We start from the raw sequence: 15,488 nt of genomic DNA, 5'->3' as shown, positions 1-15,488 counted from the left end.
CTTATTTCAGGCGCTCGGAGCGCTGGAAGGCCTTCTGGCGCCGGAACATGCCCTGGCGATAGAAGGGAAACAGTTCCAGGTATGTGCGGATCTTGCGCCAGCGTCCGTACAGCCCCATCGGCTCGAACAGCACGAAAGCCATCAGCACCAGCCCGTACACCAGCGCCTGCAGGCCGCTGGCCTGCCCGATGGCAGGCGGCAGGAGATCCTTCGCCAGCACGATCATCTGCGGCATGACGATCAGGAAGATCGCGCCAAGAAACGCGCCATGCACAGAGCCCAGCCCGCCCACCACAACCAGCAGCAACAAGTCGATCGACTGGGCAATGCCGAATTGCTCGGGCGAGATATAGCGCAGCTTGTGGGCATACAGCGCCCCCGCGATGCCAACCAGCGCGGCGGACAACGCAAACGACAAGGTCTTGTAGCGCGCCAGGTGGATGCCCATGCTCTGCGCCGAGATCTCCGAGTCCCGGATGGCGATGAAGGCCCGCCCCGTGGCGCTGCGCAGCAGGTTGAGCACGGCCAGCGTGGCCAGCAGGCAAACCGCGAGCGACAGGTAGTAGAACGCCACCGGCCCGTCAAGCACATAGCCCCACAGCTGCGGCGCGGCCACCGGCAGGCCGGCATTGCCGCCGGTCACGCTCTCCCAGCGCGCCAGGACCTCCTCGACGATCAGGCCGAAGGCCAGCGTGGCGATCGCCAGGTAGATGCCCTTGACGCGCAACGCCGGCAGTCCCACCACCATGCCCGTCAGTGCCGACAGCGCAGCCGCGGCCAGCAAGGCCGGCACGAAGGGCACGCCGTGGCTGGTCAGCCAGGCCTGCGTATAGGCGCCCACGCCAAGGAAGGCCGCATGTCCGATCGACAGCAGCCCGGTGTAGCCGGACAGCACCATCAGGCCCAGGCCCGCAATGGCGTAGATCAGCACAAAGCCAAGCTGCGCGATCCAGTAGCTGCTGGCCCAGCCCGGCGCGATCAGCAGGCAAGCCATCAGCAAGCCGTACCAGAACACATGGCCCGGGTGCCTGGCCAGGCGCAGGTCCTGGCGATAGTCGGTCTTGAAGAGGAATCGCATCGTGTCTCTACACCTTTTTGCGCAGGTTCTCGCCGAACAGGCCGTTCGGCTTGACCACCAGCATGATCAGCACCACGACATAGGCCGCGACGTCCTTGAAGCCCTCGGGCAGGTAAAAGCCCGCCAGCGACTCCACCACACCGATCACCAGCCCGCCCACGATCGCGCCCGGCAGGCTGCCGAAGCCGCCCACCACCGCTGCGGGGAAGGCCTTGAGGCCGAGCATGCCCATGCTGGCGTGAACAAAGGTGATGGGCGCCAGCAGCAGGCCGGCGATCGCGGCCACCGACGCCGATAAGCCCCAGACCAGCCCGTTGAGCCGCCGCACCGGAATGCCCATGTAGTAAGCGGCAAGCTGGTTCTGCGAGCTGGCCTGCATCGCCACGCCGATGCGGCTGTAGCGGAACACCAGGTAAAGCACCACGCAAAGCGCCGCGGTGACGCCGATCACTGCCACCTGCTCCACGCTCAGCACCAGCGCGCCGGTGCGCCACACCATGCCCTGGTAAGGCACCGGCAAGGTATGCGTGCCGGCGCCGATGCCCGGCACCATGGTGATCAGCCCACGCATCACGTAGCCCATGCCGATGGTCAGCATCACCACGGTGAACTGCGGCTGGCCCAGGATGGGGCGAATCGCCAGGCGCTCGACCAGCATGCCGAAGCCAGCCATGCCCGCCACTGTCAACGGCACGGCAAGGACCAGCGGCAACCCGAGCATGGTCAGCACCACGCCGGCGAAGGCGCCCAGCATCATGAACTCGCCTTGCGCGAAGTTCACCGTCTCGGTCGCCTTGTAGATCAGCACAAAACCCAGGGCGATCAGCGCGTAGATGCAGCCCAGCGCGATCCCCGAGATCGTCAATTGCAGGATCTCCAATCTTGTCTCCTGTGCCGGCCGCCCCTTGCCGCGCGCGGTGCGCGGCAAGGGGCCGGTCTCGGAATTGGGTGAGTCAAGCGCGCCCGATGGCACCGGGTGCGATGCGTGCCGTCTTGCGCTTCGCCGCGTTGCGACTGCTGCGATTGCTGCGACTGCTGCCACCGTAACAAAACTACCGGTGCGGCTCTTGTGTGGACTGGCTGTATATGGATTGGGGATTACCCATGGGTAACGCGGCTGGCGCTGTGCGCCGCCAGGGGATCAGCGGCGCACCAGCACCACCGCAAGCTCGAACGCGCCGCTGGGATGCGCGACAGCGTCAAACGGCGGCTTGGGCCATTCCCATTGCTGGGCCGGGAACAGCGCGCGCATGGCGTTGATGTCGCAGTGATACGGCGGCCCTTCCACCATGCCCTGGCCTGCGCTGTCGCGGCGCATCTGCATGAACAGCGCCAGCAGGCGTGCGCCGGGACGCAGCCAGCCATGGAGCTGGGCGGCGTAACGGGTCCAGTGGTCGGGGTGCAGCGCGCACAGGCAGGTCTGCTCATAGATGGCATCCACCGGCGTGGCCGGCTGCCAATGCAACACGTCTGCCTGTTCCAGGTCCGCTTGCAGTCCGCCCGGCGCCAGCCGGGCAAGCGTGCGGGCCAGCGCCCCGGGCGCGTAGTCGATACCGATGACCCGCGCGCCATGCGCGGCCAGCGCGGCGACTTCCCAGCCACCGCCACAGCCGGGCACGATCACACGCTCCCCGGGCTGGATGGCGCCTTGGGCAAGCCAGGCCAGGAGTTGCGGGCTGGCGGCTTCGCGCTCCCAAGGGGTTTGCCCGGATTCGAAGCGGGCTTGCCAGAAGTCGATGGTTGGTCCTGCCATTGGGGCTCCTGCGGTTTTTTAGAATTTCCCAGCCGAGTTTGGAGGTTTGCGTTCTGCTGGTTCTTTCGCCATGCTCCACCCGTACCCCCTACCTCCTACCCTCTTACCCCTGCCCCATCTCCCTCAACCTGACCTTCAACACCTTCCCCGTCGGATTGCGCGGCAACGCCGCCACCACCCGCAACGCACGCGGCAGCTTGTAGCGCGCCAGGCGCGGTTGCGCGAAGGCCTGCAGTTCCTCCAGCGTCAGGCTGGCGCCCGGCTTGAGCGCCGCCACGGCTACCACATGCTCGCCCCAGCGCTCGTCGGGCGCGCCGATCACGGCGACTTCGGCAATGGCCGGGTGCTCGTACAGCACGCTTTCGACTTCGGCCGGGTAGACGTTCTCGCCGCCGGTAATCACCATGTCCTTCAAGCGGTCGCAGACGTAGTAGAAGCCTTCTTCGTCGACATAGCCGACGTCGCCGGTGCGGAACCAGCCGCCGTCGTAGAACGCCGCGGCGCTGGCGTCCGGGCGGTTCCAGTAGCCTTTCATGATGTTGCCGCCACGCGCGCAGATCTCGCCGCGGGCCTGCGGCTCGGTCAGTGGCTTGCCGTCGAAGTCGCGGATGCAGACTTCGGTCATCATGGCCGGCGTGCCACAGGAGCCGAGCTTGTCCTGCGCGCGCTCCGGGGCGAGGAAGGTCGTCGCGGCGGCGGTCTCCGTCAGGCCGTAGCCCTGGTTGACCGGGATGCCGCGCCCGGCGAACAGGGGCAGCAGCGGCTCGGGCATGGGGGCGCCGCCGACCGAAATGGTCCGCAGGCTGGACAGGTCCGCCTGCGCGAAATCCGGGTGCTGGCTGACGAACAACAGCATGGCGGGCACCGCGAAGCTGACCGTCACGCGGTGTTCAGCCACCGCCTGCATGACGGCTGCGGGGTCGAAGCTGCGCTGCAGCACGAGATGGCCGCCCGCCATCAGGATGGGCAAGCTCACGCAGCACATGCCGCCAACATGGAACAGGGGCGCGAAATTGAGCGCGACATCGGTGCTGGCGAGGTCGCTCAGCATCATCACGTTCAGGTTGTTGGCCCAGAAGTTGCCATGCGTGAGCATGGCGCCCTTGGGTTGTCCGGTGGTGCCCGAGGTGTACATGATCGCGGCCACATCATCCGGATCGGTGGGCACGGCCGGCGGCGCGGCACCGGCTTGCGCCATCCGCGGCAACAGGCCTTCCCAGCCCGGCGCGTCGGTGCGGCGCAGGTAGCGCTGGCACTCCAGCGCCGGGCGCGCTTCATCGATCAGGCCGGCGTAGTCCTCATCGGCGAACAGCGTATGCACGCCGGCATCATTGAGGATAAAGGCCAGCTCCGGCCCGGTGAGCCGGAAATTGAGCGGCACGAAGATGGCGCCCAGCCAGGCGCAGGCGAACTGCGTCACCAGGAACAGCGGGTCGTTCAGGCCAAGGTAGCCCACGCGCTGGCCGCGTCCGACGCCGCCCGCCGCCAGCACGGCGGCCATCTTCCCTGCGTCGGCCACCAGCTCGGCATAGGTCCAGGTCTGCCCGGCGCAGGTCAGCGCGGGGCTGCGGGGGCTGCGCGCAGCGCGGCGGCGCAGCCATTGCGCCATGCCGAGCGCCAGGAAGGCGGCGCTGTCCGCTTGGGTGGACGATGCTGTCGACGATGCTTTGTTCATAGGCTGCTTCCTCGTTCAATCGTTGCAGACACCGCCAGCGCGCCCTGCCCGGCGCGCGCCTCGCCGGTTGTCTTACCTGCCGGTCCAGACCGGCTTGCGCTTGTCGTTGAAGGCGGCCAGGCCTTCGCGTGCGTCTTCAGTCATCGCCAGCAGCGCGATCTGGCTTTCGGTATAGGCGATGCCTTCGGAAAAGCTCATCGACGCCATGGCTTGCATGGCGTACTTGCCGCGCCGGATCGCGGTGGGCGACTTGTCGGCCACGCGGGCGACCAGCCATTCGGTGCGCGCGTCCAGCTCGCCCGGCGCGGCCAGGTGGTTGACCAGGCCGGCGGCCTTGGCCTCGGCGGCGGAAAACGGCTCGCCGCTGATGCACCACTCGCGCACCAGCCGGGGCGGCGCCAGCGTTTGCAGCAGGCTCAGCACCTGCATCGGGAACACCCCCACCTTGACCTCCGGCAGGCCAAACACGGCGTTGTCGGCGGCCACCGCCATATCGGTCATGCACAGCAACCCCATGCCGCCGGCCATGCAGGTGCCGTTGATCCGCGCGATGCTGGGCAGCGTGGCTTGCTGGGATTCGCGCAGCATGTCGGCATAGTCCACATTCGGCTGCGAGAGGTCGAAGGCAAAGCCCTTGCCCGGCTGCAGGTCGCCACCGGCGCAGAAGGCCTTGTCGCCGGCGCCGGTCAGCACGATGGCACGGATGGCGGGGTCTGTGTGCGCGGCGCGGTAGCCCGCCCGGATGCCGGCCACGACTTCCTTGTTGATGGCGTTGCGCTTGTCGGGCCGGTTGATGGTGATCCAGAACGCGGCGCCGCGTTTTTCATGGAGGACGGCTGGGGTTTCCGATTCGCTCATGGTGCTCCGCTGGTTAGGCTGTGTCGGTGTGTTGAAACTCGGCCTGGCGCGTGACGTGGCAACGGGCTCAGGCCACTCGGAGCGCTCAGGCGGCAGCCTTGACCGGTTCCGCCGGCGGCGCCTCGAACTCGATTTCCGCGATCACGCGCATGGCAGCGGCCTGGTCGCCAACCTGCACGTGCACGGCGCCGACCCGGCCGGCGGCCGGGGCCACGTGGATGTGCTCCATCTTCATGGCTTCCAGCGTGACCATGGGCTGGCCCGCCTCGACCTGGTCGCCGGCGGCCACCATCACGTTGACCACCCGGCCGTTCATCGACGCGCGCAGCTTGCCGTCCCCGGCAGCCTCGCCAGCCCTGGCGGCGGCGGCCCGGGTGTGGTCCTCGATGCGCAGCGGCGTGCCCTGGTAGTGCAGCAGCAGCGTGCTGGCGTCGCGATGGAAGGTGGCGCTCTCGACCAGGCCATCGCAGCTGAAACGTACCGAATGCGCGCCTAGGGCGATGGTCTCGAAGGCAAAGCGCGACTCGCCCATGGCAACCGCGAAGCGATTGCCTGCGCCATATGCCAGGCTGGCCTGATGCTCCGCCCCGTTGACCCGGTAGCGCAGGCCGATGGGCAGCGTGGGGGCCAGGCTCGCGGCTGGCGCGCCCGGCTGGCGCTCCGGCGAGGTTTCATACAGGAGCAGCGCCGCCAGCGCGGCGGCGCGCTGGCGTAAGGCCGCATCGGGCTGCAGCAGCGCGTCCTGGTGCTGGCCGATGAAGGCGGTGGTGGCCTCTCCCGCGGCAAAGGCGGGATGGGCGAGGCAGCGGCCAAGGAACACCTGGTTGGTGGTCACGCCAAGCGCCACCAGGTCTTCCAGGCCTTGCGACAGCTTGCGCCGCGCTTCGTCGCGTGTTCCGCCGTAGCTGATGAGCTTGGCGATCATGGAGTCGTAGTACGGCGGGATTGCGGCGCCACTGCCCAGCGCATGTTCCACGCGCAAGGCGGGCGGGGCCTGCCACAGTGCAATCTCGCCGCTTTGCGGCATAAAGCCTTGATCGGCGTCTTCGGCGCACAGGCGCACTTCGATGGCGTGGCCGGAAAAGCGCACGTCTTCCTGCCTGAGCGGCAGCGGCTCGCCTGCGGCAATCCGCAGTTGCAGCGCCACCAGGTCCAGGCCGGTGATGGCCTCGGTCACGGGATGCTCCACCTGCAGCCGCGTGTTCATCTCCATGAAGTAATAGTTGCCGTCGCGGTCGAGCAGGAACTCCAGCGTGCCCGCGCCTTCGTAGCCGATCGCCTTGACGGCGGCCACGGCGGTGGCGCCCATGCGGGCCCGCAGCTCGGCGCTCACCGCGGGCGATGGCGCCTCTTCGATCAGCTTCTGGTGGCGCCGCTGCACCGAGCAATCGCGCTCGCCCAGGTGGATGGCGTTGCCATAGCGGTCCGCCAGGATCTGGATCTCGATATGGCGCGGTTCCACCACGGCCCGCTCCAGGATCACCTCAGGGTCGCCGAAGGCGCCCTGCGCTTCCGAGCGCGCGCTGCGCAGCAGCTCGGGAAAGGCCCGCGCGTGCGGCACCAGCCGCATGCCGCGCCCGCCCCCGCCTGCCGTGGCCTTGATCATGACCGGGAAGCCGATGCGCTCGGCCTCGGCGCACAGGCGCGCCTCGTCCTGGTCCTCGCCCTGGTAGCCCGGGATGCACGGCACGTCCGCGGCCATCATCAGCCGCTTGGCGCCGGCCTTGTTGCCCATCGCCACGATGGACTCGGCCGACGGGCCGATGAATACCAGCCCCGCCTCGCGGCAGGCGCGGGCAAAAGCGGCATTCTCCGCCAGGAAGCCGTAGCCGGGATGCACGGCGTCGGCGCCGCAACGCCGCGCTGCCTCGATGATGGCGTCGATGCGCAGGTAGGACTGCGCCGGCTGCGCCTGGCCGATATACACCGCCTGGCCGGCTTCCTGGACATGGCGCGCGCCGGCATCGGCGCTGGAGTAGACCGCCACCGTGCGGTAGCCCAGCGCGGTGGCGCTGCGCATCACGCGCAAGGCGATTTCGCCCCGGTTGGCGATCAGGATCTTTTGAAATGGCGTGGGCTGCTTCATGGTGGCCTGGTCTGCTCTCTTGTCTTTTGCTTTGAACGCTTACTTCGACTGGGGGAAGGTGCCCATGAACTTGCACAGGATCTGCATCATGACCTCGTCGGCGCCGCCGCCGATGGAGGTGAGCCGCCCATCCCGGAAAATGCGCGAGATCGGGCTTTCCAGCACGTAGCCCATGCCGCCCCAGAACTGCAGGCAGCGGTCCGCCACCTCGCGCGACAGCCGGCCGGCCTTGAGCTTGGCCATGGTGGCCAGGCGGGTGGCATCCTCGCCGCGCACCATCATCTCCACGGCGCGCCAGCACAGGGCGTGCAGCGCTTCCACCTCGGTCTGCAGCTCGGCCAAGGTGTAGTGCACCCACTGGTTGTCCAGGATGGAGCGGCCAAATGCCTTGCGCTCGCGGGTGTACTCGATGGTGAGGTCGATCGCCTTGGCGCATCGGCTGGCGGAGCTGAGCGCGCCCCACAGGCGCTCTACCTGGAACTGTTCCATCTGGTAGGTAAAGCCCATGCCTTCCTCGCCGATGCGGTAGCGCTGCGGCACCCGCACGTCGTCGAAGTACAGCTGCGCGGTATCGGACGAGTCCATGCCGATCTTGCGGATCTTCTTGGCCACCGAAACGCCGCGGGTCTTCATGGGCACCACAATCAGCGTCTTGTTGCGGTGCGGCGCTGCGTCCGACGTATTGGCCAGCACGCAGCAGAAGTCGGCCTGGGTGCCATTGGTGGTCCACATCTTGCCGCCGTTGATGATGTAGTCGTCGCCGTCGCGCCTTGCGGTGGTCTTGATCGAGGCCACGTCGGAGCCGCTGCCCACCTCCGAGACGCCCAGGCAGGCCACGTACTCGCCGCGGATCGCGGGCGCCAGGAATTCGCGGCGCAGCTCCGCGCTGCCGTGGTGGGCCAGGGCCGGAGTGGCCATGTCGGTCTGCACCCCGATGGCCATGGGCACGCCGCCGCAGTTGATGTCGGACAGCGTCTCCGCCAGCACCGCGCTGTAGGAGTAATCGAGGCCCATGCCGCCATCGGCTTCCGGCTTGGACAGGCCCAGCAGGCCCAGATCGCCCATCTTGCGGAAGACCTCATGCGCGGGGAAGATCTCGGCCTCTTCCCAGGCGTCGACGTGCGGATTGATCTGCTCGGCGATAAAGCGCTTGATGGTGGCGCGCAGCGCCTCGTGTTCGGGTGTCAGTAGCATGTCGCTGGTCTCCGTTTGTTCTTTTGCATGTCTGTTCCGGCTGAGTCCGTGGCTAGTCCGTGGCTGTCAGGGCCGGGCAACCCCGAATTGCATGGCTTGCGGCGTCCTGGCATCGCCCTCGCGGCAGATCGCCAGCACATTGGCCAGCACTGCGCGCGTATTGCGCGGGTCGATCACGCCGTCGTCCAGCACGTGGGCGCTGGTGACAAACACGCTCATCTGGCGGTCGAAGCGCTCGACGATGCCTTTCTGCAGTGCTTCCAGCTGGTCGGCATCGGCCTGCCCGCCTTTGCGCTTCATGGCGGCCTCGGTCACGATGGCCATGGTGCGCGCGGCCTGCTCGCCGCCCATCACCGCGGTCTTGGCGTTGGGCCAGGAGAAGCAGAAACGCGGATGGAAGCCGCGCCCGCACATGCCGTAGTTGCCCGCGCCGAACGACGCGCCGCAATAGATCGTGATCTGCGGCACTGTGGCGTTGCTCACCGCCTGGATCATCTTGGAGCCGTGCTTGATGATCCCGGCTTCCTCATAGCTGCGGCCCACCATGAAGCCGGTGGTGTTGTTCAGGTAGAGGATGGGCGTGCGCGACTGGCAGCAGGCCTGGATAAAGTGCGTGGCCTTGGTCGCGCCGGCCGGATCGATCGGGCCGTTGTTGGTGATGATGCCCAGCGGCCAGCCCTCGATCTTGACATGGCCGCACACGGTGGCGCCGCCGTAGTTCTCGCCGAACTCCAGGAAGTCGGAATCGTCGGCAATGCGCGCGATCACCTCCTTCATGTCGACCGGCCGCTTATGGTCCATCGGCATCACGCCGAGCAGCTCCTCGGCATCGAAGCGCGGCGGTTTGTAGCTGCGCGGCGCGGCGGCGGGCTGCTCGCGGTGCCAGTCGATCTTGCCCAGGATCTCGCGGGCGATGCGCAGCGCATCGCGGTCGTCCTCGGCCAGGTAGTCGCCCAGGCCGGAGACCGAGGTATGCATCACGGCGCCACCGAGTTCCTCCTCGGTGGCCACTTCGCCCGTCGCTGCCATCAACAGCGGCGGGCCTGCCAGGAAGGCGCGCGAGCGCCCGCGCACCATGATGATGTAGTCCGACAAGCCGGTCTGGTAGGCCCCACCCGCGGTGGACGAGCCATGCGTCACCGTCACCACCGGCAGCCCGGCGGCCGACAGGCGCGCCAGGTTGCGGAACAGGTTGCCGCCCCGCACGAAATCCTCGACCTTGTAGGTCATCAGGTTGGCGCCGGCACTCTCCACCAGCTGCACATAGGGCAGCTTGTTCTCGAGCGCGATCTCCTGCACTCGCAGCTGCTTGTCCAGCCCCTTGGGTTGCAAGGCGCCGGCGTTGATGCCCGAGTCCGAGGCGCTGATCATGCAGCGCAGGCCCGACACAAAGCCGATGCCCGCGATCAGGCCGCCGCCGGGCACGCTCTTGTCCAGGTCTGGGTTGTCCAGCCCCAGCCCAGCTAGCGACGACAACTCGATAAACGGTGCGCCCGGGTCCAGCAACAAAGCCAGCCGGTCGCGCGGCAGCAACTGCCCGCGTTTCTCGAAGCGCTCGCGCGAGGCGGCGGACAAACTGGCGGCGCGCTGCTCGAAGGCGCGGATACGCTCCAGCAGTGCCAGCATGCCGGCGCGGTTGGCCTGGAATGCTTCACTGCCGGCGGAGAGTCTGGATTCGATATTTGCCATGTGGGTTCACTGTTCGGGGCGGTGCGCCGGTGTGAAGCCATGGTAGGGGTGGGAGCCGGCAGGGTCTTGCGAGAACTGGCTGTGCTGCTTTGCGCCTATGTGCCTATGTGCCTATGTGCCTATGTGCCTATGTGCCTATGTGCGACCGGCGCCGGAAGTCCGTCAACCCACCCGCAATCGCACCCTGAACTTCGGCAGCAACGCGCTCGGCGCATAGGAAAGCTTGGTCTGACGGAAGTTGTCCAGCCCCATGTCCTGCTCGAAATTCAGCCACGCTACCGGGCGTGGATACGCCGTGCAGAAGTGGTGGAACATGTACTGGTAGATGCCCTTGCAGGCCGCCAGGCCTTTGGCGAAGCGCATGGCGAAAACCGTCGGGCGGATCTCCTGCGCCAGCACGAAACCCACGGGCTGCCCCGCTATCTCGTACAGGAAGCCTTCCAGGCCGAGTCGTTCGGCGTGTTGGAGGGCCTCAACGCAGGGGGTGTCGTCGGCTTCGCCGTGCGCCTTGTGCTTGGCTTGCATCCAGCCTTCATGCACGGCCAGGGCCTGGTCGGCCAGCCCCGGGTGGTAGGCGCGCGCGGTGACGGCATGCGTGGCCAGCAACTGCTTCATCAGGTTGCGCTTCTTGGCCAGCGTCGTGCCGCGATAGGCCGTGAAGTTGGCGGCGGGATAAAGGTAGTCGGCGTCGGCGCGCGATGCCGTCCAGGTGAAGATGGCGGGGTCGAGCCGCGCGACCTGGGCCGTGGACAGCGGATAGAAGCAGGCGTGTTCGCAGAGCAGCGCGCGCAGCACGTCAACCGGCGTGGTTTCCAGCGCGAACAACGGCAGCACGTGGCGCGCGCCGTCATAGGTTACGCCGCTGATATGCGGATAATCGCCGCCGACATAGCGGTAGGCGTGCGCTTGCCGGAACAGGTACAGGTTGGCGAAGGCGTGCTCGGAGAGGCAGGTTTCGCCGGGATCGGCGCTGAGCCGGCGCAGCGCTGCGTCGATCCCGGCGGCGAGCGCCGGCACCAGCGGATCGCCGTGCGCGGCCTGAACGGGCGCTGCGGGGCCGTTCACCCTGCCGAAGCCATGCGCAACACGCGCGTGCCGGCAGCCGGCCCGTTGGCGGGCGGCCCGGCAAAGCACTGGGCCTGCGCCAGCCATTGCCGGGCCGGCCCGGCGCTATATTGCAGGCGGGTATCGTCCAGATGGCGGCGCTGCGTGACCAGCAGGCAGAAATCTTCGGCGCTGCCGCGCACGTAGTTGTCCTGCTGCGGTTCGTTCCAGGTCCACTCGCTGCCGTCGGGCGCGCTCAGCGCGATATAAGGCGCGAGCCCCGGCACCGGCTCGCCGCGGTTGACGAAGGTCCAGCCGTAGGTGGTGGCGCCGATATGCGCGACGTGCTTGAGGCGGGCTGTGGGCGCGCGGGCCCGGCCTGCCGTATCCCAGACGTCCTGGCCATGGGCCCAGGTCTCCATCAGCCGCGCGGTGGCAAAGCTGCGGGCGCTCATGGGTGGACCGTACCAGGGCAGGCGGGCCTTGGGGTCGAGCGCGGCCAGCGTGCGCACCAGTTGCTCGTACAGTGGCTGCCAGTACGCCAGCAAGGCGGGGCCGTCCAGGTGGCCATAGGTATCGCGCGCCACGGCGCTGATATGCCCGCCTCCTGCCATCAGCGCGTTGAGCGCTTGCGCGTCGCGCAGGAAGGCTTGCGGGTCGTTGGCAGCCTGCAGCGCGGTCTGGTCGAAGTAGCACAGGTGGGCGATCTCGTCCCAGGCGCTCCAGTCATGGAAAGCGCTCGGCTCGCGCCATTGCGCGGCGGTGAGCGTGGCGCAAAGGGCGGCCAGCTCGCGGTATTCGTCCAGCAGGTCCTGACAGGTTGCTTTCATGGGGAGTATCCGGTTGCCGTCGGCTGCCGTTGGCGGCAGGCCTGGCGAGGTTCTATGGCTTCGATTCTGGCGCGCGGCGCGCCGTTGGTCTTGTGCAAAGTGGTCGCCGCCCGGCCAGCTACGCGGGGCGATAGGCAGTCATTGGCGGCAGGCCATGCAGCGCGAGCTTGCGCGAACCCGCAAAGATATCACGCGGCTTGAGCCCGTACACGCGGCGGATGGAGTGGCTGAAGTGCGTGGAATCCGGATAGCCGGTATCCAGCGCGACCTCGGCCAGGTTGGCCTGCTGGGTGACGTAGTGCAGCAGGCTGCGGGCGCGCTTCCAGGTGCGGAATGTGCGGAACGGCGTGCCGACCTCCTCCTTGAACAGGTGCAGGAAGCGGGAAAACGACAAGTTGGCGTCGCGCGCATGGTCGCTGGCGGCGCTACGCCCACCCGGGTCGGCCTTGATCTGGCGCACCGCCGCATCGATGCGCGGATCGAGCGAGCGCGGCGCCAGCGGCTCGCCCAGCAACAGCGCATCGAGCAGCCCGGCGCCCAGCTCTGGCCGCCGCATGCCGCGCAGCTGGGCGATCAGGTCGCGTGCATGCTGCGCCATCCGCGGCGCTGCCAGCGCGCCGCCCGGACCGCGCAGCGGCAGTGGCAAGCGGGACATATCGACGGTCTCGGGCTCGATCAGGAAGCCGCACAGGCTGCGGCTGTCGGAGGCGATGCGGTGCGCGGCGTAGGGCGGCACGAAGGCGATCTCGGCGGTTTCCCACTCGCCATCCGCCACGCTCAGGCGAAACGGCGCGTCCAGCGCCACATAAAGCAGGATGGCGCCGATGGAGCGCACCGACGGCGCGCCGAGCAGCCCGACGTAGAGCACGCGGTCGGGGTCGATCCACATGAAGCTTCCGCTCGAGCGCCCGCATGGCAGGCCCGCGGCATCCGGTGTGCATGGCAAAACTGGCTGCATCTGGGTCTCACTGTTCGCGGCGCCGCGCGTGGCCGATGTGGCCGATGTGGCTGATGTGACTGACGGCTGGCGCCTGGTTCGGCAAGAGCGCGCGGGCAGCCGCCCGGCGGCCTTGCGCGCCTGCGTCATGATGCCAGCGAAGGGGGCCAAACAGCCGCCGGATGGGGGTTTATCCCGATGCCGCATGCCGTCGGGGTCGGGGTCAGGACAGACCCCATCCGGCCTGGCTCAGGCGCCCAGTGACCGCGCCAGCGCCGGCGGCACCCGCACCGGCATGGCCAGCAGGACCTGGCCCATCCCCTTGCCCAGCGGATCGTTGCGCAGCGACGCCATGCCGCCGCCGCCCAGCGCCTGCTCGCACAGGAAATTGAAGGCGCCGATGCCGGGCAGGAAGTAACGCGTCACCCTGCCCTTGACGTTGTGCGCAAGGAACGCGGCCACGGCGGCCTCCGTCAGCTGCGCGTCGATCAGCGGCAGGTAGGCGGCGTCGCGCGCGATGATGCCGATGTTGGAAAAGTCGCCCTTGTCGCCACTACGCCCGTACGCCAGCCGGATCAGCGGCACATCGACCCAGTCTGCAGCAGGCTCAGTGGCCGCCGCAGAAGGCGTCGATGCGCGGGCTGGCCTGCCCGCCGGCACCGGGCCGGTTGGCGTATCGCTTGCGCAGGCCAAGGCCGCGGGCAGCGGCACCGGCTGCTCGTCAAGCCACACGGCGGGCTGGACCCGCGTTTTTGGCACCAGGAAGGGAAACTGCTTGATGGCCATGCTGACCGATGGCCGCCCGCCTACCCCGGTGGTGCCGGGCGACCACGAAGTGCCTGCCGGCGCGATTTCTCGCGCGAACATCTCCAGTGCGCGCTTGTCCGGATGCGTCACCGCCAGCCACATCACCGCCTCGAACAAGGCCGGTTGCGGCACATGCGGGCCAAAGGCCGCGGCGGTGCCCAGCACGTCCAGCCGGGTCTCGGTAAAATCCGGCTGCCCGGCCCGTGCCAGCATGCCGCGCGTGCGCGCCAGGAAGGCCTCGCCGCTGCGCCGTGCCTTGCGCACGGCATCGAAGCCCACGATGGTCAGTTGCGCCGAGCAGCGGTAGCCGTCGGCATAGGTGGCCGAGACCTTGTAGCTGGCGGTAGGCGGGCGACCCTTGGCGCCCCGCACTTCCACCAGGTCCGGCCCGGCGTGGCGCAGCGTGACGCCGGTGAAATCGCAGATCACGTCAGGCAGCAGGTAGGCAGCGGGATCGCCTATCTCGTACAGCATCTGCTCGCCGACGGTGGCGGGGCTGACCAGCCCGCCGGTGCCGGGCGGCTTGCCGACCAGGAAGGTGCCATCCGCCCGGCAGGTCACCACCGGGTAGCCGATATTGGCCCAGTCCGGCACCTGCTCCCAGTCGGTGTGCAGGCCGCCGGTGGCCTGGCAGCCGCACTCGATGATGTGCCCCGCCAGGCTGCCCGCGCACAGCAGGTCGTAGTCGGTGGGGCTCCAGTTGAACTCGTGCATCAGCACGCCCAGCGTCACCGCGCTGTCCACGCAGCGCCCGGTGATCACGATATCCGCGCCGGCATCCAGCGCGGCCCGGATCGGCACGGCGCCCAGGTAAGCGTTGGCCGTCAGGATGCGGGCCGGCATCGCGGCGCCGCTCTGCATGTCGCGCGTGCCTGCCTCGCGCAGCGCGTCGAGCTGCGGCAACAGGTCGTCGCCATCGACCACCGCCACCCGCACCGTCACGCCGAGTTCCTCGGCCAGCTTGCGCACCGCCGCCGCGCAGGCCCGCGGATTCACGCCACCGGCATTGCTCACGATGCGGATGCCCTTTTCCATGGCTGGCTTGAGCACCGAGCGCAGCGCCCCGCTGACAAAATCCAGCGCATAGCCGGCTTCCGGGTTCTTCAGCCGCGCCGCCGCCAGCAGCGACATGGTGAGCTCAGCCAGGTAGTCGAACACCAGGTAGTCGATGTCGCCCTTGTCCACCAGCTGGACCGGGCCGATTGCGCTGTCGCCCCAGAAACCGGAGGCGCCGCCTATCCGCACGTTTTCCTTGCCCTGCCGACTTTGCTTGTTCATGGACGCGCTTCCCCTTTCGCCTCAGTCTTCGATTGCCATTGTCATCGGCGAGTCATGGCTCGCCGGCCTTGCAGGAACGATAGCCACTTGCAGGCGTGGCGTCTTGCGTCAATTGGCTTCGGCGCCGCGCGCCCGGGCGGATCCATATATGCAAAGTGCAAATCGTTATTTCCCAAAAAGAGACGCCGGCTTTATATTCGACCGCTTTCTTTCGACCGCCCTCGCCGGCTTGCCTTGCCCGCCGGCGCCCCCCCACCCC

12 protein-coding genes are annotated in these 15,488 nt (G+C 68.1%); all 12 read right to left on the bottom strand.

What is annotated here, in order from left to right; translation table 11 throughout:
* Position 1: 1 nt before the first annotated feature.
* Positions 2-1,078 carry a branched-chain amino acid ABC transporter permease gene (locus AC1RWI_RS11990; RefSeq protein WP_492866596.1) on the bottom strand — a complete coding sequence of 359 codons (1,077 nt, stop codon included), beginning with the start codon at positions 1,076-1,078 and terminating at the stop codon, positions 2-4.
* 7 nt (positions 1,079-1,085) lie between these two features.
* Positions 1,086-1,958: a branched-chain amino acid ABC transporter permease gene (locus AC1RWI_RS11985; RefSeq protein WP_043355187.1), complete on the bottom strand. Its 873-nt coding sequence runs from the start codon at positions 1,956-1,958 to the stop codon at positions 1,086-1,088.
* 261 nt (positions 1,959-2,219) lie between these two features.
* On the bottom strand, positions 2,220-2,831 hold the full coding sequence (locus AC1RWI_RS11980) for a methyltransferase domain-containing protein (RefSeq protein ID WP_492866594.1): 612 nt from the start codon (positions 2,829-2,831) through the stop codon (positions 2,220-2,222).
* A gap of 103 nt (positions 2,832-2,934) precedes the next feature.
* Positions 2,935-4,506 carry an acyl-CoA synthetase gene (locus tag AC1RWI_RS11975; RefSeq protein ID WP_492866592.1) on the bottom strand — a complete coding sequence of 524 codons (1,572 nt, stop codon included), beginning with the start codon at positions 4,504-4,506 and terminating at the stop codon, positions 2,935-2,937.
* Between the two features lie 72 nt (positions 4,507-4,578).
* Complete coding sequence (locus tag AC1RWI_RS11970; protein ID WP_492866590.1) at positions 4,579-5,364, bottom strand: enoyl-CoA hydratase/isomerase family protein; 786 nt, start codon at positions 5,362-5,364, stop codon at positions 4,579-4,581.
* A gap of 85 nt (positions 5,365-5,449) precedes the next feature.
* Positions 5,450-7,450: an acetyl-CoA carboxylase biotin carboxylase subunit gene (locus AC1RWI_RS11965; protein WP_492866588.1), complete on the bottom strand. Its 2,001-nt coding sequence runs from the start codon at positions 7,448-7,450 to the stop codon at positions 5,450-5,452.
* 39 nt (positions 7,451-7,489) lie between these two features.
* Positions 7,490-8,644, bottom strand: a complete 1,155-nt coding sequence (locus tag AC1RWI_RS11960; RefSeq protein WP_043355180.1) for an acyl-CoA dehydrogenase family protein — start codon at positions 8,642-8,644, stop codon at positions 7,490-7,492.
* Positions 8,645-8,710: 66 nt separating this feature from the next.
* The gene (locus AC1RWI_RS11955) at positions 8,711-10,333 is read right to left on the bottom strand and encodes an acyl-CoA carboxylase subunit beta (RefSeq protein ID WP_492866586.1); all 1,623 of its coding nucleotides are present in this window, start codon (positions 10,331-10,333) and stop codon (positions 8,711-8,713) included.
* Between the two features lie 162 nt (positions 10,334-10,495).
* A complete protein-coding gene (locus tag AC1RWI_RS11950; protein WP_043355177.1) occupies positions 10,496-11,398 on the bottom strand; it encodes a phosphatidylglycerol lysyltransferase domain-containing protein in 903 nt (300 codons plus the stop codon).
* Positions 11,395-12,207: a TIGR03084 family metal-binding protein gene (locus AC1RWI_RS11945; protein WP_043355175.1), complete on the bottom strand. Its 813-nt coding sequence runs from the start codon at positions 12,205-12,207 to the stop codon at positions 11,395-11,397. Before AC1RWI_RS11945 ends, AC1RWI_RS11950 begins: the two co-directional genes overlap by 4 nt.
* Positions 12,208-12,325: 118 nt before the next feature.
* Positions 12,326-13,096, bottom strand: a complete 771-nt coding sequence (locus AC1RWI_RS11940; RefSeq protein WP_052495054.1) for an AraC family transcriptional regulator — start codon at positions 13,094-13,096, stop codon at positions 12,326-12,328.
* A 297-nt stretch (positions 13,097-13,393) separates the two neighbouring features.
* A complete protein-coding gene (locus tag AC1RWI_RS11935) occupies positions 13,394-15,229 on the bottom strand; it encodes an acyclic terpene utilization AtuA family protein (protein ID WP_492866583.1) in 1,836 nt (611 codons plus the stop codon).
* Positions 15,230-15,488: the final 259 nt, after the last annotated feature.

This window comes from Cupriavidus sp. MPR-AND1C, from assembly GCF_058809705.1.
Note: the sequence above shows the minus strand (reverse complement) of the source record. Positions and strands in the feature narration are given on the sequence as shown.